This is a genomic window from Vibrio kasasachensis (assembly GCF_050337565.1).
In the GTDB taxonomy this organism is placed as follows: Bacteria; Pseudomonadota; Gammaproteobacteria; order Enterobacterales; family Vibrionaceae; genus Vibrio; species Vibrio kasasachensis.
Map to the genome: position 1 here is coordinate 191,967 of NZ_JAKJTB010000008.1, position 18,837 is coordinate 210,803.

The window sequence follows — 18,837 nt, forward strand, 5'->3', positions numbered from 1 at the left end:
TATGTGGTTGAGAAATAGGGTACAATCGTTTTTTTATATACTCTCAATTCCATGATTAAATGCCGTTGAGTGAAAACAGTTGGGTAATCCTCTTTTATTCATGGGGGGCATCAAGTAAAATTCCGTCCCTGTTTTAACGCGACCAGATTCAGAGAACCACAGTACATGTCATTGCTTGCTATCGGTATCAATCATAATACGGCTTCTGTCGAACTGCGTGAGAAAGTCGCGTTTGGGCCGGACAAACTACCGCAAGCATTGCAGCAGCTATCTGAAAGTCCCCATGTAAATGGTTGTGTTATCGTTTCAACGTGCAACCGTACCGAAATCTATTGTGACGTCAAACCTTCGTGTAAAAATAAGGTTATTGATTGGCTTTCACAGTTTCATCAAGTCAGCGCTGAAGAGCTAAAACCGAGCGTATACGTTCATGAAGAGCAGGCGGCGATTCGTCATTTGATGCGTGTTGCTTGTGGTTTGGACTCGTTAGTTCTTGGTGAACCTCAGATATTAGGACAAGTTAAACAAGCATTTTTTGATTCACGTAGTGGGCATGCTGCCAATGCAGCGATGGAAAAGTGGTTTCAAAAGACATTTTCGGTAGCTAAACGCGTACGCACAGAAACCGATATTGGTGGTAATGCCGTTTCAGTTGCCTATGCAGCGTGTACGTTAGCGAAACATATTTTTGAATCGCTACAAGAATCAACCGTACTACTCGTCGGTGCGGGTGAAACCATTGAGTTGGTGGCGAAGCATCTAGCCGCTAATGGCTGTACCAAAATGATTGTGGCTAACCGTACTAAAGAGCGTGCGCTACTATTAGCCGATCAATTTGGTGCTGAAGTGATCAGTTTGCCAGAGATTCCAGATAATCTGGCAAGGGCTGATATTGTTATCAGCTCTACCGCGAGCCCGTTACCTATTATTGGTAAAGGTATGGTAGAGACGGCACTGAAAAGTCGTCGATATCAACCTATGCTATTGGTTGATATTGCCGTGCCTCGTGATATTGAATCGCAAGTCGGTGAAATAAGAGATGCCTACTTGTATTCGGTGGATGATTTACAATCGATCATCGACAGTAATATGGAACAGCGCAAGGTGGAAGCGATTCAAGCTGAAGCGATTGTGAGTGAAGAAAGTGCCGCCTTTATGACTTGGCTGCGTTCACTGCAAGGCGTCGATAGTATTCGCGATTTTCGTCAGAGTGCTCATGAAATCAGAGAAGATCTGCTTAGCAAAAGTATTCAAACGCTCGCCGCTGGCGGCGACCCAGAAAAAGTGTTAGTTGAATTGAGTAATAAGCTCACCAACAGACTCATTCATGCCCCAACCCGTGCATTACAAAGTGCGGCGGAGCAAGGCGAGCCAGCAAAGCTTGCCATTATTAGACAAAGTTTGGGTCTTGATGACCCGTTATAACTAGAACCCTGAGTTAATTAACTATGAAAGCCTCAATTCTAACTAAGCTAGAAACGCTAGTAGAACGTTACGAAGAAGTTCAACACCTACTTGGTGATCCGGGAGTCATTGGCGATCAGGATAAATTCCGTGCATTGTCAAAAGAATACTCTCAGCTCGAAGAAGTCACTCTGTGCTTCCAAGCTTATCAGCAAGCACAAGACGATCTTGAAGCTGCCGAAGAGATGGCAAATGAAGACGACGCAGAAATGCGTGAAATGGCTCAGGACGAAATTAAAGAATCAAAAGCAACCATCGAGCGTTTGAACGATGAACTGCAGATTCTGTTGTTGCCAAAAGATCCCAACGATGATCGCAACTGCTTCTTAGAAATTCGTGCAGGTGCAGGCGGTGATGAAGCGGGTATCTTTGCTGGTAACCTTTTCCGTATGTACTCAAAATTTGCTGAGAAAAAAGGTTGGCGCATTGAAGTCATGAGTTGTAATGACTCAGAGCAAGGTGGCTACAAAGAGATGATCGCGAAAGTGAGCGGCGATGGCGCTTACGGTGTTCTGAAATTTGAATCAGGCGGTCACCGCGTACAACGTGTACCAGAAACGGAATCTCAAGGTCGTGTACACACATCAGCGTGTACACTTGCAGTAATGGCTGAAATCCCAGAAGCGGATCTACCAGAAATTAAAGCAGCGGATCTAAAAATTGATACTTTCCGTGCATCAGGCGCGGGTGGTCAGCACGTTAACACGACTGACTCAGCAATCCGTATTACCCACTTACCGACAGGTACAGTGGTTGAGTGTCAAGACGAACGTTCACAGCATAAGAACAAAGCGAAAGCGATGCAGGTGCTTGCCGCTCGTATCGTACAAGCAGAGAAAGCTCGCCGTGCAGCAGAAGTGTCAGATACGCGTCGAAACCTACTTGGTTCTGGTGATCGTAGTGACCGTATTCGCACTTACAACTACCCACAAGGTCGTGTTTCTGACCATCGTATCAACCTAACGGTTTACCGTTTAAATGAAGTGATGGAAGGTGATTTGGCAAGCTTGATTGATCCTGTAATTCAAGAATATCAAGCCGATCAGCTTGCTGCTCTTGCTGAGAATTACTAAATAAATGTCGGCTGCAAACAGTGTTGAAAACACACTAAAACGCGCCACACAGCAACTTCAAGAGAGCGGCAGTGATTCGCCCTCTCTTGATGCTGCGGTATTGCTATGCTTCGCATTAGGCAAACCACGTTCATTTCTGATGACTTGGCCTGAAAAGGCATTGTCACCACAAGAGTTAGTGCCATTTGAAGCATTGCTATCTCGTCGTCTAACGGGTGAGCCAGTGGCTTACATTGTTGGTGAACGTGAGTTTTGGTCATTGCCGCTGAAAGTTTCTCCCACTACCTTAATTCCGCGCCCAGATACTGAGCGTTTGGTTGAAGTTGCTTTAGATAAAGCACTGTGTACTGACGGTGATATCCTCGATCTTGGAACAGGGACTGGTGCAATCGCTTTGGCTTTGGCTTCAGAATTACCTCATCGCAACGTGGTTGGTATTGATTTGATGCTGGATGCACAGCAACTTGCCACCTCCAACAGCGAAAGCCTTGGGATCCAAAATGCGACGTTTTTAGCGGGTAGTTGGTTTGAGCCTTTGGCAACGGGCACGCAGTTTGCCGTGATTGTTTCCAACCCTCCCTATATCGAAGAAAACGACCCGCATTTAGCTCAAGGTGATGTACGCTTTGAACCGTTAAGTGCATTGGTTGCGGCGGATAATGGCTTGGCAGACATTCGTCATATTGCAGATAACGCGCGTAACTATCTGGCAAATGGTGGTTGGTTACTGTTTGAACATGGTTATGATCAAGGAACAATAGTTAGAGTGATTTTTGCTGAGCTTGGGTATCAAGATGTCGAAACTTTCCAAGATTATGGATATAACGACAGAGTGACACTTGGTCGCTATGTGGAACAACAATAAGAGAGAAAATCGATGTACGAAGGATTGAAACATTTTCACTTACTCACTGTAGCCCTAAGTGCCACATTATTATCAGTGCGTTTTGCACTGCTATTGGCAAACTCTCCATTGCGAGAAAAGAAGTTCCTAAAAATATTTCCTCATATCAACGACACATGTTTATTGGTAACAGGGATTATTTTATCGGTGATCACGGGTTTTATTCCATTCACTGAAGCTGCACCATGGTTAACCACCAAAATTACCTGTGTATTGGCATACATAGCGCTAGGTTTCTTTGCACTTAGAGTGGCAAAAAATATGCTGTTACGTATATTTGCGTTTCTTGGTGCTCTTGGTTGGCTGATGATGGCTGGAAAAATAGCAATAAGCAAAACACCGTTTTTGTTCTAAGTTGGTGAATTCGAATGCAAGAATTGTTTGATGAAGACTTTGATGCGCTGGAATTAGCGGAAGGTGCGTTGGTGCTCAATCAGGCGATTGATCCTGAAACACAAGTAGATTGGGCGACGGCAGAGATGCAGCGCCTGCTGAAAGACGCAGAATCAGTTCTAGTACATGAAAATCAGGTGCAGCAACGTTTTGATGCATTTTTAAGGCTCTTCTACCATGAGTGGGGGTTCCAAGGTGACAAAGACGCTTACTTTGATTCAGCCAATGCATTTTTAGATAAAGTTTTGCAGCGTCGTAAGGGCATCCCGGTGAGTTTGGGCGCATTGTTACTCTATTTTGGCAAGCAGCTTGGCTTCCCTGTGGAAGGCATCACTTTTCCAACTCAATTTGTTGTGATGGTACGTTGGCCAGATCACCCAGTGCAATATGTGAACCCATTTAACGGCGAGTTTGTTTCGGAGCACACTTTGCGTGCTTGGCTGGTGGGGCAAAAAGGTCCGTTTGCACAATTGAAACCGAATCACCTTAAAGCGACAGATCACCCGACAGTGATTGGACGATGGCTAGCGCTGATTAAGAGTGCATTGTTACGAGAAGAGCGTTATGCGCTTGCACTGCGTTGTACAGACTTAGCTTTGATGTTTGCGCCAGATGATCCTTATGAGATACGAGATCGCGGCTTTATCTATCAGCAACTAGACTGTCATCTGGTGGCATCGTCTGACTACCAGTACTTTATTGAGCAGTGTCCGGAAGATCCGGCTGCAGACTTACTTAAAAATCAAGTTCGCGCCATGAGTCAAACTCAGGTGACGTTACACTAAGCCTAATGGCTTACTAGGTTTAAATAGAGAGAAAATGATGGAACAGAAAATCGTTCATGTTGGTGATATTCCTGTTGCTAACGACAAACCGTTTACCTTATTTGCTGGTATGAATGTACTGGAGTCTCGCGATCTTGCGATGCAAATCTGTGAGCACTATGTAAAGGTAACCGACAAACTTGGTATCCCATACGTATTTAAAGCCTCTTTTGATAAAGCGAACCGCAGCTCTGTTCATTCATATCGTGGTCCGGGTCTTGAAGAAGGTTTGAAAATCTTCCAAGAGATTAAAGATACATTTGGCGTTAAGATCATCACAGATATACACACGGAAGCTCAGGCCCAGCCTGTTGCAGATGTGGTTGATGTTATTCAGTTACCTGCATTCTTAGCTCGTCAAACTGATCTTGTTGAAGCTATGGCAAAAACAGGCGCAGTCATCAACGTTAAAAAACCTCAGTTTATGAGCCCAGCTCAAGTTGGAAACATCGTTGATAAATTTGCAGAGTGCGGCAACGAAAAAATCATTCTATGTGAGCGTGGCTCTTGCATGGGTTATGACAACCTAGTGGTTGATATGCTTGGTTTTGGCGTTATGAAGAAAGTATCAAACGGTAGCCCTATTATTTTTGATGTGACTCACTCATTACAAATGCGTGACCCATCAGGGGCGGCATCAGGTGGTCGTCGTGATCAAACTGTTGAGCTTGCGAAAGCGGGTTTGGCGACAGGTATTGCAGGTTTATTCATTGAAGCGCACCCAAACCCTGAGCAAGCACGTTGTGATGGCCCATCCGCATTACCACTTGATAAGTTAGAGCCTTTCCTAAAACAAATGAAAGATTTAGATGATCTAGTGAAAAGCTTCGCGCACATCGATATCCGTTAATTCAACAGCCTCAATATCGAACCAAATCTAAAAAGCTGCCAAGGGCAGCTTTTTTTGTATGTGGAATTTAACAGGTACAAACTCCTATCTGCGAAAATTGTTGATATTGTCGTTAAGGGCAAGTAATTAAGTAAACGTTTGCTTGTGATCGTTTTTTCAATCAAATGTAAGTGCCCACTTTTATTGCACTTTATCTGGAAATATATAGTGATCAATGTTGCATAAACATGAAAACTGAATGTTCAGAGCGATTGGTTACTTTAAACTATGTCAAGTTTTGCTACCTCAAACTAAATATGTGTAGACGAATATATTCTCTACATACCTCTTATAAGGTAGCAAATGGCAGTGGATCCCAATGAGTTAAAAGGTATGACTATGACGCAACGCCTGATTGTAAAAACAGCACTAAGTGCAGCGATTCTTGCAACGTTAGCTGGCTGTGCAACAGCTCCTCAACAAGAGTGGGAAGCGGACAAAACGTATAAATTAACGGTTCTACACACCAACGACAACCATGGTCGTTTTTGGGAGAACAAATATGGCGAGTACGGCATGGCTGCTCGTAAAACGTTGATTGATGAGCTACGTGCAGATGTTCAAGCTGACGGTGGTAGTGTATTGCTGCTTTCCGGTGGCGATATTAATACAGGTGTTCCAGAGTCTGATCTGCAAGATGCAGAACCTGACTTTAAGGGTATGAACAAAATTGGTTACGATGCAATGGCATTGGGTAATCATGAGTTTGATAATCCACTAGAGGTGCTTTTCAAACAGGAAGAGTGGGCGAACTTCCCAATGCTTTCGGCAAACATCTACGATAAAAAGACTGGCGAGCGTATGTTCCAAGCTTACCAGATGTTTAACAAGCAAGGCATCAAGATTGCAGTTATCGGTTTAACTACTGAAGATACGCAAAAAATTGGTAACCCAGAATACATTGGTGGCATCGAGTTCCGTGACCCTAAAGCGGAAGCTAAAGCACTAATTACTGAACTTGAACAAACGGAAAAACCGGATCTTATTTTTGCTGTGACGCACATGGGTCACTACGAAAATGGCAACCGCGGCATTAATGCGCCGGGTGATGTTGCATTAGCTCGTTACCTAGACGAAGGCTCGCTAGACATGATTGTGGGTGGTCACTCACAAGAGCCAGTCTGTATGGAAGCGCCAAATGTAATGAAGAAAAACTTCAAACCTTCTGATGAATGTAAGCCTGATTTACAAAACGGCACTTACATTGTTCAAGCTCACGAGTGGGGCAAATACGTTGGCCGCGCCGACTATGAGTTCCGCAACGGTGAATTGAACATGGTGAGCTACGATTTGGTCCCAGTAAACCTGAAGAAAAAAATCAAGGTTGATGGTGAGAGTAAGCGCGTCTTCATCGAAGATGAAATTGCAAAAGATGAGGCGTTACTTGAATTCTTACGCCCTTACCAAGAGCAAGGCCAAGACAAGCTAAACGTTAAGATTGCAGAAACCAACGGCAAGCTAGAAGGTGATCGTAACGTAGTTCGTTTTGAGCAAACTAACCTAGGTCGTCTGATTGCCGCTTCTCACATGGAACGCGCTAAAGCAGATTTCGCGGTTATGAACTCTGGTGGCGTGCGTGACTCTATTGCTGCCGGCAATGTGACTTACAAAGACGTGCTAACAGTTCAGCCGTTTGGCAACATCGTGACTTACATCGATATGTCAGGCAAAGAAGTACTGGATTACTTGAATGTGGTTGCGACTAAACCAGTTGACTCAGGCGCATACGTACAGTTTTACGGCGTGTCTATGACTGTGGCTGATGGCAAAGTGTCAGATGTTAAATTTGGTGGTAAATCGCTTGATTTGGAAGAAACCTACCGCTTTACTGTACCAAGTTACAACGCGGCAGGTGGTGACGGTTACCCTAAAGTTTCTGCTCATCCAGGTTACGTAAACACAGGCTTTGTAGACGCGGAAGTTCTAAAAGAATTCTTAGAAGCGAACAGTCCGGTAGACGTAAATAAATTCGCACCTAAAGGTGAAATTGTTTACAAATAGTACGTTTGAAAGTAATGACTATTGACTGTGATTCATAGATCGCATTAACTAAAGCGGCGCCGTTATGGCGCTGTTTTTATTTTTGTATCGACACTCATCACTATAAGTTATTGCGCTTTGATTCACGAAGCGACAGTGGTTTATCCTGATTGGTGATAGGAAGTTTTATGACACCAGCAATCAATTCCGCAAAAAAGAAGAAAATTGAGCATACTATTCATCAGTATCAACACGATCCTCGCGCCGAGAGTTATGGTTTGGAGGCGGCTGAAGCACTAGGACATGATCCTCAACAAGTGTTTAAAACGCTGTTATTCTGCCTTAATGGAGAAGCAAAAAATTTAGCAGTTGCCGTACTCCCTGTTGAATACAAACTGAATCTTAAATTAGCGGCAAAGGCAGCTGATGCAAAGAAAGCTGAAATGGCAAATCCTGAAATCGCACAGAAAACCACTGGCTATGTAGTGGGTGGGATTAGCCCATTAGGGCAGAAAAAAGCATTGCCAACATTCATTCATAGCAGTGCACTAAATTTGCCGACCATGATGGTCAGTGCTGGTCGAAGAGGGTTAGAGATAGAATTGGCTCCGGAGGATCTAGCGACGTTGACTCGTGGAAAATTTGTCGAACTTTGCCTTGATTAGTTGATTAGTTGATTAGTTGATTAGGCATAAAAAAGGGTTGGCATATGCCAACCCTTTGCCATTCTACTGACTAATTAGTCAGGCATTTGAGCGTTATCAACGACATGGTTGTCACCCAAGTCTTTTGGCAGAACGAGGTTTAGAGCTATCGCCACAATACCACACAAGCTAATACCTTGTAGGTTGAAGTCACCAATACCAAATGCCATACCACCGATACCAAACACGAGTGTAATCGCAACAATCACAAGGTTACGTGATTTGTGTAGATCAACATTGTTCTTGATTAGCGTATTCAAGCCAACCGTTGCGATTGAGCCGAACAACAGCATCATAATACCGCCCATTACAGGCATAGGAATCGTTTGTAGCAGTGCGCCTAGTTTGCCCACTAGTGCCAAAATGATTGCGGTAATAGCAGTCCAAGTCATGATAACTGGGTTGTAAGATTTAGTTAACATAACTGCACCAGTCACTTCTGAGTAAGTGGTGTTTGGTGGAGCACCTACCATTGATGCTGCGATTGTTGCGAATCCGTCACCAGCAATGGTGCGATGAAGACCCGGTTTCTTAAGGTAGTCTTTACCCGTTACGTTTGAAATCGCAAGCATGTCACCTACGTGTTCAACTGCTGGTGCAATGGCAACTGGGATCATAAACAAGATAGCGTTGATGTTGAATTCAGGCATCACAAAGGCAGGTAGTGCAAACCATGCAGCTTGATGAACTGGTGTGAAATCGACAATGCCGTAGAAAAGGCTCAGTGAATAGCCAACAATAATACCGCCTAAGATAGGCATCAATTTTAGGAAACCACGAGTAAACACGCTAATACAGATAGTCGTGATTAACGATGCTAAAGAGACAACCAACGCAACGTTAGCGTCAATGACTTGAACACCGTTTGCTTTCCCAAGCGCCATACTTACCGCTGTAGGAGCTAGTCCCAGACCGATAACCATAATAACTGGACCTACGACCACCGGAGGTAGTAGTTTATGGACAATATCAACACCACGAATTTTAATCAGTGCACCCAGTGCTACATACACTAAGCCAGCGACCATTAGACCACCCATAGTGGCAGGGATTCCCCAAGTTTGAACACCGAATAGAATAGGAGCAATGAAGGCAAAAGAAGAAGCGAGGAAGATAGGAACAGAACGACGGGTAATGATTTGGAAAATTAGAGTACCGATACCGGCACCGAATAGTGCAACGCTAGGATCTAATCCCGTGAGAAGCGGAACCAGTACTAGAGCACCAAATGCGACGAAGAGCATTTGTGCGCCTTGAATGGCATTTTTCATTGTTTTATTCCTTTGTGGTGGCAAGTAATCCAGTTTTCACAGTATTTAGCTGGTTTGCTGATTTAAACCGGTGAAATATTGGCTCAAAATAAAAATTCGCGGGATCTTATCACCATCGCAAACGATTACAATCGAAATTAGAATAATTGTTGATATATTTGTGGGCGGGTCCATATCAAAATTTTCAATAATAAGTTAGTCGTCTCAAGCAAGCTTTGAATGAATGTCGATTGAACAGAAAAATTTTTAGCTCGCTTGAACTCACAACAGAGGTCAAAAATTAGGCAGTTCGGCTGCGCTTTTGTTGCTCAGTGTTGATAAGTTGCTTATCATCTGCCATTAAATGGCTATAACCGATTCTAGGAAAAATATGCGTTCTATTGTTTTATTCGCATTAGGTCTAATTGGCTTCCCTGCTTTAGCCCTTACTAATGTTGATCTTTATCAAGCTCAGGTTGTGTTAGATCAGAGCTTAGCAAAACCCGATGCGCGGGCGCGTGTTGATGGTATGGAGCAAGTGATTGTACGCGCATCAGGTATGCAAGATGCGTTAAGTAATCCTGTTGTACGAAAAGCACTAAAGCAAAGCGCTCAGTACATTGATCAAATTAGCTATGGCAAGCTTGGTGAACAGCAAACACTGAAGATGAGATTTAACGGACCGCAAATTAGCGCTTTATTGAGCCAAGCTCAATTGCCAACGTGGTCGGTTCAACGTGCCAATGTTTTGGTTTGGTTGGTGGAAGAGTCTCAGTCAGAGCGTGTAATTGCGTGGGAACATTCAAATTCAGAAACACTAGACAAACTGAAGTTGCATGCCACAGAGCGAGGGTTACCTCTCACCGTTCCTGTTGGTGATTTTGATGATGTTACCGGTATTGACCTTTCAGACCTGTGGGGCGGTTTTGCCTTGCCAGTTGGTCAAGCCAGTCAACGTTATCCTGCTGATGCAGTTTTAGTGATCCGTGCTAGCAATAACAATCTACGTTGGACGTTATACGATCAAACACCGAAAACGATAGGTGTTACGCGTCAAGCCCCGCTTTCTGGTAGCAACAATGGAACCGATGCGGCTGATAAACTGATTAATCAAATCAGTGATTATTATGCTAAGCAGAGCAGTGTAGTGGTAGCGAGTAAATCATCTGAATCAGTGAAGGTTCGCTTTATCTCTTTAGACAATGCCATTGATTTCTTTGTTTTAGAGCGAAAACTGCAACAGTTAAACTCAGTAGCATCGTTGGATATTTTGAAGATCCAAGGTAACCAAGTGACGTTCTCAGTGCACTTATTAACAACCCCAGCAGAGTTTGAACAGCAAGTATCTCGAATGCGAGAAGCAACGCCAATGGCACTTGAAGTAGAAGCAATTCCTGAGCAAGCACAAACAGAGCAAGTTGATGTGGGAGTAAGTACTATTGATGGCGTGGGAACAGAGGCATCGTTACCTAATATTATCGAACAAGCTCCGATGGGGATTGAACCAGAGCCAATGTTGATGTTTGAATGGCAGAGTGGTAAATATGTTGCGCCTGTGCCAGTTGAACCTGATAAACAAGAGCCTGCACAGGCGATTCTAGGTACCGATATTGACGCTTAATCAGACTCGGTAAAAATAATAAAGGTCTAGTATTACTAGACCTTTATTATTTTTACCGCTAAAGCGAACTTTAGTCATTAAACTTCTCTTTCTCAGTTTTTTCTACTTCTGATAATCGACGTAGTTTGAGTCCTAACTCCTTGCCACGAGCCCGTGCATAAAGAATATTTCCGACAAATGCAGCACTTGTAAGTAATAACTCAACGATTGCCAGCCAACGTTCGCCACTATCGACATATAAAAGCGTTAATGCGTGCAGGAAATAGAGCATCAATACGAAGTTTGCCCATGCATGTGTGTATGGCTTACCTGCCAAGATGCCGGGCAAGGGGAGAAGTAAAGGGATGCACCAGGCAATGGCTAAGGTTGTGCTATTGATATGTGGATGTGGTGATAAAGAAATCTGCCATATCGCAACCCAAGCAAGTAGCCCCAAGTTGGCACACAAGGCTAGCAGTCGATATGCTTTGGTCAGTGGCATCATATCTTTGAGCAAATTATCTGGCTGGATGTCGGACATAATTACTCCTTGAACAGTTTAAATGCAGTTGTTGCGAGACGCTTTCCAAGTTGTTTGGCCAATGTCTTTTCATCTTCTGAAAGTCCATGTTGACCAGAATGCGAAACATGACTTGCGCCATATGGAGTTCCGCCCGTTTGAGTGGTGTGCAGTTCAGGGTTTGAGTAGGGAATACCCATCACTAACATTCCGTGGTGAAATAGTGGAAGCTTCATGGTTTGCAAAGTGGTTTCTTGTCCACCATGTAAGCTGGATGACGAGGTAAAAACACAAGCGGGTTTATCAATTAAATCACCAGCAACCCAAAGTGCACTGGTTTGATCCCATAGATGCTTGAGTGGTGCCGCCATATTGCCAAACCATACCGGGCTACCCATTGCCAAACCATGACAGTTTTTGAGTTCATCTAATGTGATAAGTGGGTCATGTAACGTTGAATTATGTGAAGAAAAGTCTTCTACGGTACGCAGTAGAGCCTCGCAATGAGGGATAGATTCAATCCCCCGCGCAATTTGTTGGGCTAACGCTCTCGTTGTCCCATGGCGGCTGTAATAGAGAACAATTAGTTGGCACTTCATAGAATATCAAGAACTTGCTCTGGCGGGCGACCATGTATTGCTTTGCCATTGGCAACGACAATTGGGCGCTCAATAAGTATTGGGTTCTCTGCCATTGCTTCAAACAACTCTTCATCAGACGCTTGCGCGAGGTTGAGCTCCTTATAAGCATTTTCGTTGGTTCGCATCATACTGCGTACCTCGCTCAGTAAGAGTTGCGAAAATAGTGTTTTGAGTTCCTCAATTGACAATGGTGTCTCAAGATATTTTATGATCTTTGCTTGAACGTTATTTTCTTCCAATAAAGATAGTGTCTGGCGGCTTTTTGAGCAGCGAGGGTTATGATAAATCACGACTGACATTCAGAGTCTCCTGTCTATTGTAATGCCATAAAACGATCACGTTGTACCATTAGTTGATCAATACGCGCGTCGTATCTGGCTTGTTCTAAGCTTCCTAATTCTGCCATTTGGCCAGCTTGAGTATAATACTGTATGGCTTTGCTCCAATTGGCTTTTAATGCAAGGATTTCAGCGCGAGCCGCAAGATCTTCTTGGCTATTGCCTAGTTTGATATTGGCTTCAGAAAGCAAGTGCCACCCATTAACGTCATTGCTATTTTCATGAGTGTAACGTTGCAAAACACGAATCGCTTGTTGGTATTTTTCTTGAACTAATAAGCTATTGGCATAGTTAATCATTAGCACAGGATTATTCGGTTCAGATTTGAGAGCATGTTCAAGCATTTTGCTGGCTTTCTCTGGCTTGTTTTGCGCAATATAGAGATCAGACAATGCATCGAGATAGAAGCGATTATTGCTATCTTGTTTACGCAGCTTCTCTAGAATAGGCGCTGCTTTGTCAAGTTGCTGGTTATCCAAATAGACAAGGGATCGACCATATTGCAACGCTGGTTTTATGTGGTTTTCAGCTTTGCTTTCTTTACGGTCAAACCAATCAATGGCTGCATCTGATTTAATGCCAGCGTAACGCGCCACAATTCGAGAACGTGCTAAATGGTAGTTGAGTGAAGTTGCAACCCGTTTAGGTGGATAGTTTTGTGCTCTGGCTCTGGTGTCACTAACACGATCTTGTGGCAATGGGTGAGTTAACAGCATTGGCGGTAAAGTGGTCGCATAACGATATTCGTCAGCTAAGCGGCCAAAGAAACGTGGCATGGCGTTTACATCGAACCCGGCCTTAGACAATGTCGCAATCCCAAAGCGGTCAGCTTCCTTCTCATTACTGCGAGTGTAATTAATTTGACCTTGAATGTTCCCTGCAGTGGCTGCAGTGATAGCTGCCATGCCTACTTCTGGTGCTGCAATCGCCAACAACAAAGACCCAGCGAGAGCAGCCATAGTGACAGGGGAACGACGCGCTTGATCTTCCATGCTTCGAGCTAGATGGCGTTGTGTTACGTGTGCAATTTCGTGAGCTAATACGGAAGCGAGCTCACTTTCAGATTGTGCGTGCAAAAATAATCCAGAGTGAATCGCAACGTAGCCACCAAAAAATGCGAAAGCGTTGATGTTGCGGTCACGAATCATAAAGAAGGTAAAGGGCGTTTTTACATCATCGGCATTCGCAACTAGCTGATGCCCAAGAGTATCAACATACTCACTCAATACTGGGTCTGTGATGATTGGCGCGCGATTGCGCAACATGCGCATATAAGCGTCGCCATATTGCAGTTCTTGGTCAATGGTTAATGTACTACTGGCGGCAGTGCCTATATCGGGCAAATTGAGGCTGCTAGCCATCAATGGTGCTGAAGGAATGCTCAGAGTTGTCGCAATACAAAGGGCGATAATCGATCGCAAATTCTTAAACATAGCTAGTAGGTTCGTTTCCTATTTAATTGAGGTTACTTGGGTATATCTACGAAAGATTTTGTCATTTACAGAGTCCGTATATGTATAGACACTTTATTGTTGCGAGGGTTTCAAAGCAAATAAAGATGCTGCATATCACCACTTTTATCACGTAGATAACGGTTTATTTGGGCTGACCATGAGAGAGCGAGCAATTCTAAGCAGTTACGTATACAATGAGCGGTTCATACTGTTTATTCGGTTATAGTCAGTAAGATGAAAGAATTAGACTTGCGAGATCAGCGTTGCCCCTTGTCTTTGCTTCTTGCCAAGCGCCATGTAATGGCTTTGCAAGAAGGAGACCAAATGCTTATTTTGATTGCTGATCCCAGCTCCAAGTCAGATATTATTCGCTTTCTTAACCAGCACACTTTTAATGTTGATTGTGCTGAGCTTAGTGGTTTTTATTCATTGCACGTGACTAGAGGGAATGTTCTAGATGTTTGAAATGGTGAGTCGTTGGTATAAGCGACGTTTTTCTGACCCACACGCCGTCAGCTTAGTAGCGATTCTTCTAGTTGGCTTTATTACCATCTACTTCTTTGGCAATTTAATTGCTCCTCTACTTGTTGCGATCGTGCTGGCTTATTTACTTGAGTGGCCCGTCGCGAAGCTGTCAAAAATTGGTATTCCTCGTACCTTGTCAGTGATTATCGCGATTCTATTCTTCTTTAGTTTGGCATTGATTGCGTTATTTGGATTGGTACCAACTATTTGGCAGCAAGTGGGTAATTTGATTAATGACATTCCCAATATGTACAGTGGATTGCAAGATGTGATAGCGGAATTACCGCAGAAGTATCCTGAACTCGCTAATTTTCAGATCGTTGAATCTTTAGTGACGAACGCGAAAAACCAAATGATCGGCGTCGGCGAAAGTGTTGTCAAAGGTTCTCTTGCTTCATTAGTTAGCTTAGCCACGTTAGCGGTCTATCTGATTTTGGTTCCGCTATTGGTGTTCTTCCTTCTTAAAGATAAAGAAGAGATGATAGCAATGGCGAGCGGAATGCTGCCTCGTAACCGAAAGCTTGCGACTAAGGTATGGGAAGAGATGAATGAACAGATCTCAAACTATATTCGCGGTAAGGTGATGGAAATCTTGATTGTGGGTGGCGTTAGTTATGTAACGTTTGCCATATTGGATTTACGTTATTCGGTATTGCTGGCAGTAGCAGTTGGTTTTTCTGTATTGATTCCTTATATCGGAGCTGCAGCCGTTACAATTCCAGTGGCGATGGTGGGTTTATTCCAGTGGGGATTATCACCTGACTTCTACTATCTACTTATTGCTTACGGAATTATTCAAGCTCTTGATGGTAACGTATTGGTACCAGTGTTGTTTTCTGAAGCGGTAAACCTTCACCCTGTAGCGATTATTGTAGCGGTGTTGGTATTCGGTGGGTTATGGGGATTCTGGGGGGTCTTTTTTGCGATTCCTTTAGCCACATTAGTTAAAGCGGTATGGAATGCGCTGCCTGGTCCGGACGCGCTGGAAACCGAAACGGAAGCGTGATCACATCTAGATAATTTAGCTAAAAAAAGCCAGTGACTGTCGCTGGTTTTTTTATATTTAAAATCATTGATTTAAAAAATGTGATTGTCGACTTTAATAAAATCACATCAAACAAGCCTAAACTTCCCCCCTTTATTGTCGATAAAAGTACTATTAGTTATTGATGTTTCTGCGAGGTATATCGTGAAGTTTAGCCAGAAGATAGTTTTAGCTTCTTCAGTATTGTTGTTAATTAGCATTATTCTGCTTTCTATTCAGCAATCTATGTTAGTAAAAAATGAAGTAGAAGGGCTAGTTAATTCAAGCTTGGAAGAGTTGGAGAAAGGAGTTAGCACTATTGTTAGCGCCGAGATTGATAGTAAGCGTGATTTGGCTAAATCGACCTCTGAGTTGATCGAACTTTCACCTTATGATCGTCAATACATCGCTCAAGTTTTAGAAACCTCAGTCATTAAGCAAGGTTTTATTACTGTCGGCTTAGGTTATGACAACGATGGTTCTGTCATCGAAAATGATGATGTCTGGGAAGTTGACTCAAGTTATGATCCTCGTACGCGAGTTTGGTTTAAACAGGCTAAAAGCCAAGGCAAGATTGTTGTTACTGACCCTTATGTCGATGCAATGACAAATAAAATGATCATTTCGATTGGAACGCCAATCAAAGATGATGGTCAATTTGTCGCTGGCATGTTCTATGATGTAGAGCTGACAGAGCTAGCAGATCTAGTCAATCAAGTTAATCTGTTAGATGCAGGCTACATGTTCATTTTGACTTCAGATGGTTCGACCATTGCTCACCCTGATGCGAATCTTAACGGAAAGCAACTATCTACTTATCTACCAGAAGTGGATATCCGAGAAGGTATGCAATCTTTTGAAAAAGATGGCACCCCATATTTAGTTCGATTCACTAAAGTGGCTTCAGAAGGCTGGTACATCGGTGCGGTAGTCGATGAATCAATCGCTTTTTCTGCGATTAGCGAAATGCGTAACAGTTCTATCATCTACGCCGCTATTGCATTGGTACTAAGTGTGCTTGGGCTCTCTTTATTGATCAAGTTCCTAATGCGTCCGCTTAATGATCTGAATAATGCAATTCAAGATGTGGCATCAGGTCAGGGTGATTTAACCAAACGCCTAGATACTAATACAGACACTGAATTTGCAGAGTTGGCACGTGGTTTCAATTCGTTTACTGAGAACTTGCAGCAACAAATAATCCAATCGAAAGCAATTGGTTCCGATATTCTGGTTGGTACAGAACAGTCACATGTTAACGCGCAAGACGCTTCAAAGGCTGTGGCTAGCCAGTTAGAAGAATTGGAACAACTAGCGACGGCGATGCATGAGATGTCAGTAACAGCAACAGATGTTGCTAATAATGCCCAAGGCGCTGCGGAAGCCGTTAAGGAGGCAGAACACGTAACTGGTCAAGGTTCGAAGGTAGTGAGTGATACCACAGAAGCTATCAGCCAGCTTTCTATGCGTGTAGACCAAGCAGTTGAAGAAGTAGTAGGTTTAGAAACAGCGACGAACAATATCGAAACCATTTTAAAAGTGATCAATGATATTGCAGACCAAACTAATCTTCTGGCGCTGAACGCGGCAATTGAGGCAGCTCGTGCAGGCGACTCTGGTCGTGGTTTTGCTGTTGTAGCTGATGAAGTGCGTACGTTAGCTCAGCGCACCCAACAATCAACGACCGAAATTCGCGGTATGATTGAACAACTTCAATCTGGTGCCAGCTCAGTATCGGCAGCAATGAATGAAAGTAAAACAACGGCAGATATCGCAGTAGATAAAGCGCATCAAGCGAATGAGTCTTTGCAAGCGATTGGTAGCATTATTCAACGCATTACTGATATGAACTTACAAATCGCTTCGGCGGCAGAAGAGCAAAGTTTAGTTGCGGAAGAGATCAACAGTAATACAGTACGTATTAAAGACTTAACAACATTAGTCTCTGATGCGGCGCAACAATCAAGTGCGGCAATGGAACATCAAACGCAAAGCGTCCGTCAACAAGACGAGTTACTGAATAAGTTTATTGTTTAAGCTTAATGCTTAAGTTAATAAAAAACGCCAGCGGATCGCTGGCGTTTTTGTTTGTATTACTTGGCTAATCTTATTTGTCGTTCAGGTAACTCAGCACAACTTCATGGTGGTCTTTAGTTTTGAATTTATTAAAGACATGTTCAATCATACCGTTTTCATCAATCAAGAAACTGATGCGGTGCAGACCGTCATATACTTTGCCCATGAATTTTTTCTCACCCCACACGCCAAACTGCTCAGCTATTGCGTGGTCTTCATCTGAAAGCAAAGAAAAATTTAAGTTATCACGTTCAATAAATTTACCAAGACGTTTAACTGGGTCAATACTCACACCCAGCACGACGACATTATGTGCATCTAATTCGGTTTTGGTATCACGCAAGCCTTGAGCTTGGACAGTACAGCCTGGGGTCATCGCTTTAGGGTAAAAATAGAAAAGAACTTTTTTCCCAGCAAAGTCAGCAAGGCTCACTTGGTTACCATCCTGGTCCAAAAGGGAGAAAGCCGGTGCTGGAGATCCAGCAGTAAGCGTATTCATGATGATTCCTTCTATTGACTGTTCTTTATAAAATTCAACGTGCCTGTTACGTCTAGATCTCGACAAAGATCAGTAAATTCTTCTTGTAGCTGCATTAAGTTACATTCGGAATCAACCGATGCAGTAAGCGCAAGGTGAAATTGGTCGTGCAGCGATTCGAGTTTATCTTTGCTGATGGTTTGAGCGCTAAGAGAGGAAAGGTCTATTTCTCTATTGGCAAAAAACTGAGTAAATTGCTCGGTTAAACCCACTTTGTCATCCGACTCAATAAACGCTTCTAAGGTATAGGTGTTATCCTGATGAGCGTGTTTAGCCGTGCGCTTCATCATAGTGATAAGATTTTGCTCTTGTCCAAGCAAAGGCAAGGTTGTTTCTACACGAGTTATGGCACCATTGCTGCCTGACAGCAGCATAATTAGCGTGAATTCACTACCGAACAGAGCTATACGGCTATCAACAATATTACAACCAGATTGCGTGACTAGGCGCACAACTTGGTTGCATACACCAGGACGGTCGCTACCAACCGCAGTAATTACCAGATGTTGAGTCATACTATCACTTCAATATTTGTATTGATTATTAATCAGTTACTCTAGCATAGTTATTGAGCGTAAAAATAATGATTGTGATCATTTTATTCACATTTACTCGTGTTTGCTTAGGAATTACTCAGTGT

Annotated in this window: 19 protein-coding genes; 12 read left to right on the top strand and 7 right to left on the bottom strand. The window is 43.3% G+C overall.

Annotation, left to right across the window (positions count from 1 at the left end; all coding sequences use genetic code 11):
- Positions 1 to 165 precede the first annotated feature (165 nt).
- The 8 genes from hemA to ybaK all read left to right on the top strand — a co-directional run bounded on the left by hemA (position 166) and on the right by ybaK (position 8,192).
- Positions 166 to 1,425, top strand: a complete 1,260-nt coding sequence (gene hemA, locus L4C38_RS01290) for a glutamyl-tRNA reductase (protein WP_428795712.1) — start codon at positions 166 to 168, stop codon at positions 1,423 to 1,425.
- 23 nt (positions 1,426 to 1,448) lie between these two features.
- Positions 1,449 to 2,537 (top strand): peptide chain release factor 1, encoded by a 1,089-nt coding sequence (prfA, locus tag L4C38_RS01295; protein ID WP_428795713.1) that lies wholly within the window; start codon positions 1,449 to 1,451, stop codon positions 2,535 to 2,537.
- Positions 2,538 to 2,541: 4 nt separating this feature from the next.
- Positions 2,542 to 3,402 carry a peptide chain release factor N(5)-glutamine methyltransferase gene (gene prmC, locus L4C38_RS01300; protein WP_428795714.1) on the top strand — a complete coding sequence of 287 codons (861 nt, stop codon included), beginning with the start codon at positions 2,542 to 2,544 and terminating at the stop codon, positions 3,400 to 3,402.
- A 12-nt stretch (positions 3,403 to 3,414) separates the two neighbouring features.
- Positions 3,415 to 3,795, top strand: a complete 381-nt coding sequence (locus tag L4C38_RS01305; RefSeq protein ID WP_428795715.1) for a SirB2 family protein — start codon at positions 3,415 to 3,417, stop codon at positions 3,793 to 3,795.
- A gap of 14 nt (positions 3,796 to 3,809) precedes the next feature.
- A complete protein-coding gene (locus L4C38_RS01310; RefSeq protein WP_428795716.1) occupies positions 3,810 to 4,619 on the top strand; it encodes a SirB1 family protein in 810 nt (269 codons plus the stop codon).
- A 37-nt stretch (positions 4,620 to 4,656) separates the two neighbouring features.
- Positions 4,657 to 5,508 carry a 3-deoxy-8-phosphooctulonate synthase gene (gene kdsA / locus L4C38_RS01315; protein ID WP_428796010.1) on the top strand — a complete coding sequence of 284 codons (852 nt, stop codon included), beginning with the start codon at positions 4,657 to 4,659 and terminating at the stop codon, positions 5,506 to 5,508.
- A 378-nt stretch (positions 5,509 to 5,886) separates the two neighbouring features.
- Complete coding sequence (gene ushA, locus L4C38_RS01320) at positions 5,887 to 7,548, top strand: bifunctional UDP-sugar hydrolase/5'-nucleotidase UshA (protein ID WP_428796011.1); 1,662 nt, start codon at positions 5,887 to 5,889, stop codon at positions 7,546 to 7,548.
- A gap of 167 nt (positions 7,549 to 7,715) precedes the next feature.
- Positions 7,716 to 8,192 carry a Cys-tRNA(Pro) deacylase gene (gene ybaK, locus L4C38_RS01325; RefSeq protein WP_428795717.1) on the top strand — a complete coding sequence of 159 codons (477 nt, stop codon included), beginning with the start codon at positions 7,716 to 7,718 and terminating at the stop codon, positions 8,190 to 8,192.
- 74 nt (positions 8,193 to 8,266) lie between these two features.
- Here ybaK and L4C38_RS01330 read toward each other — a convergent pair whose 3' ends face one another.
- Positions 8,267 to 9,502: a uracil-xanthine permease family protein gene (locus tag L4C38_RS01330; protein ID WP_428795718.1), complete on the bottom strand. Its 1,236-nt coding sequence runs from the start codon at positions 9,500 to 9,502 to the stop codon at positions 8,267 to 8,269.
- A 370-nt stretch (positions 9,503 to 9,872) separates the two neighbouring features.
- Here L4C38_RS01330 and L4C38_RS01335 point away from each other — a divergent pair, with 370 nt between their 5' ends.
- The gene (locus L4C38_RS01335) at positions 9,873 to 11,102 is read left to right on the top strand and encodes a DUF2066 domain-containing protein (RefSeq protein ID WP_428795719.1); all 1,230 of its coding nucleotides are present in this window, start codon (positions 9,873 to 9,875) and stop codon (positions 11,100 to 11,102) included.
- A 70-nt stretch (positions 11,103 to 11,172) separates the two neighbouring features.
- Here the strand turns inward: L4C38_RS01335 and L4C38_RS01340 are convergent, their stop codons facing one another.
- The 4 genes from L4C38_RS01340 to bepA are packed head-to-tail and all read right to left on the bottom strand — an operon-like array spanning position 11,173 to position 14,013.
- A complete protein-coding gene (locus L4C38_RS01340; RefSeq protein WP_428795720.1) occupies positions 11,173 to 11,622 on the bottom strand; it encodes a DUF2069 domain-containing protein in 450 nt (149 codons plus the stop codon).
- A gap of 2 nt (positions 11,623 to 11,624) precedes the next feature.
- Complete coding sequence (gene wrbA, locus L4C38_RS01345; RefSeq protein WP_428795721.1) at positions 11,625 to 12,200, bottom strand: NAD(P)H:quinone oxidoreductase; 576 nt, start codon at positions 12,198 to 12,200, stop codon at positions 11,625 to 11,627.
- Positions 12,197 to 12,541 (bottom strand): arsenate reductase (glutaredoxin), encoded by a 345-nt coding sequence (arsC, locus tag L4C38_RS01350; RefSeq protein WP_428795722.1) that lies wholly within the window; start codon positions 12,539 to 12,541, stop codon positions 12,197 to 12,199. Before arsC ends, wrbA begins: the two co-directional genes overlap by 4 nt.
- A 14-nt stretch (positions 12,542 to 12,555) precedes the next feature.
- The gene (gene bepA, locus L4C38_RS01355) at positions 12,556 to 14,013 is read right to left on the bottom strand and encodes a beta-barrel assembly-enhancing protease (RefSeq protein ID WP_428795723.1); all 1,458 of its coding nucleotides are present in this window, start codon (positions 14,011 to 14,013) and stop codon (positions 12,556 to 12,558) included.
- Between the two features lie 255 nt (positions 14,014 to 14,268).
- Here bepA and L4C38_RS01360 point away from each other — a divergent pair, with 255 nt between their 5' ends.
- From L4C38_RS01360 to L4C38_RS01370, 3 genes are all read left to right on the top strand, one after another.
- Complete coding sequence (locus L4C38_RS01360) at positions 14,269 to 14,499, top strand: sulfurtransferase TusA family protein (protein ID WP_428795724.1); 231 nt, start codon at positions 14,269 to 14,271, stop codon at positions 14,497 to 14,499.
- Complete coding sequence (locus L4C38_RS01365; RefSeq protein WP_428795725.1) at positions 14,492 to 15,565, top strand: AI-2E family transporter; 1,074 nt, start codon at positions 14,492 to 14,494, stop codon at positions 15,563 to 15,565. The genes L4C38_RS01360 and L4C38_RS01365 overlap by 8 nt, the downstream gene beginning before the upstream one ends.
- A 183-nt stretch (positions 15,566 to 15,748) precedes the next feature.
- Complete coding sequence (locus L4C38_RS01370) at positions 15,749 to 17,620, top strand: methyl-accepting chemotaxis protein (RefSeq protein WP_428795726.1); 1,872 nt, start codon at positions 15,749 to 15,751, stop codon at positions 17,618 to 17,620.
- 70 nt (positions 17,621 to 17,690) lie between these two features.
- Here the strand turns inward: L4C38_RS01370 and bcp are convergent, their stop codons facing one another.
- Both bcp and L4C38_RS01380 read right to left on the bottom strand, forming a co-directional pair.
- Entirely contained in the window at positions 17,691 to 18,158 is a 468-nt protein-coding gene (bcp, locus tag L4C38_RS01375) for a thioredoxin-dependent thiol peroxidase (RefSeq protein ID WP_428795727.1), read from the bottom strand.
- Positions 18,159 to 18,169: 11 nt separating this feature from the next.
- A complete protein-coding gene (locus tag L4C38_RS01380) occupies positions 18,170 to 18,712 on the bottom strand; it encodes a glycine cleavage system transcriptional repressor (protein ID WP_428795728.1) in 543 nt (180 codons plus the stop codon).
- Positions 18,713 to 18,837 lie beyond the last annotated feature (125 nt).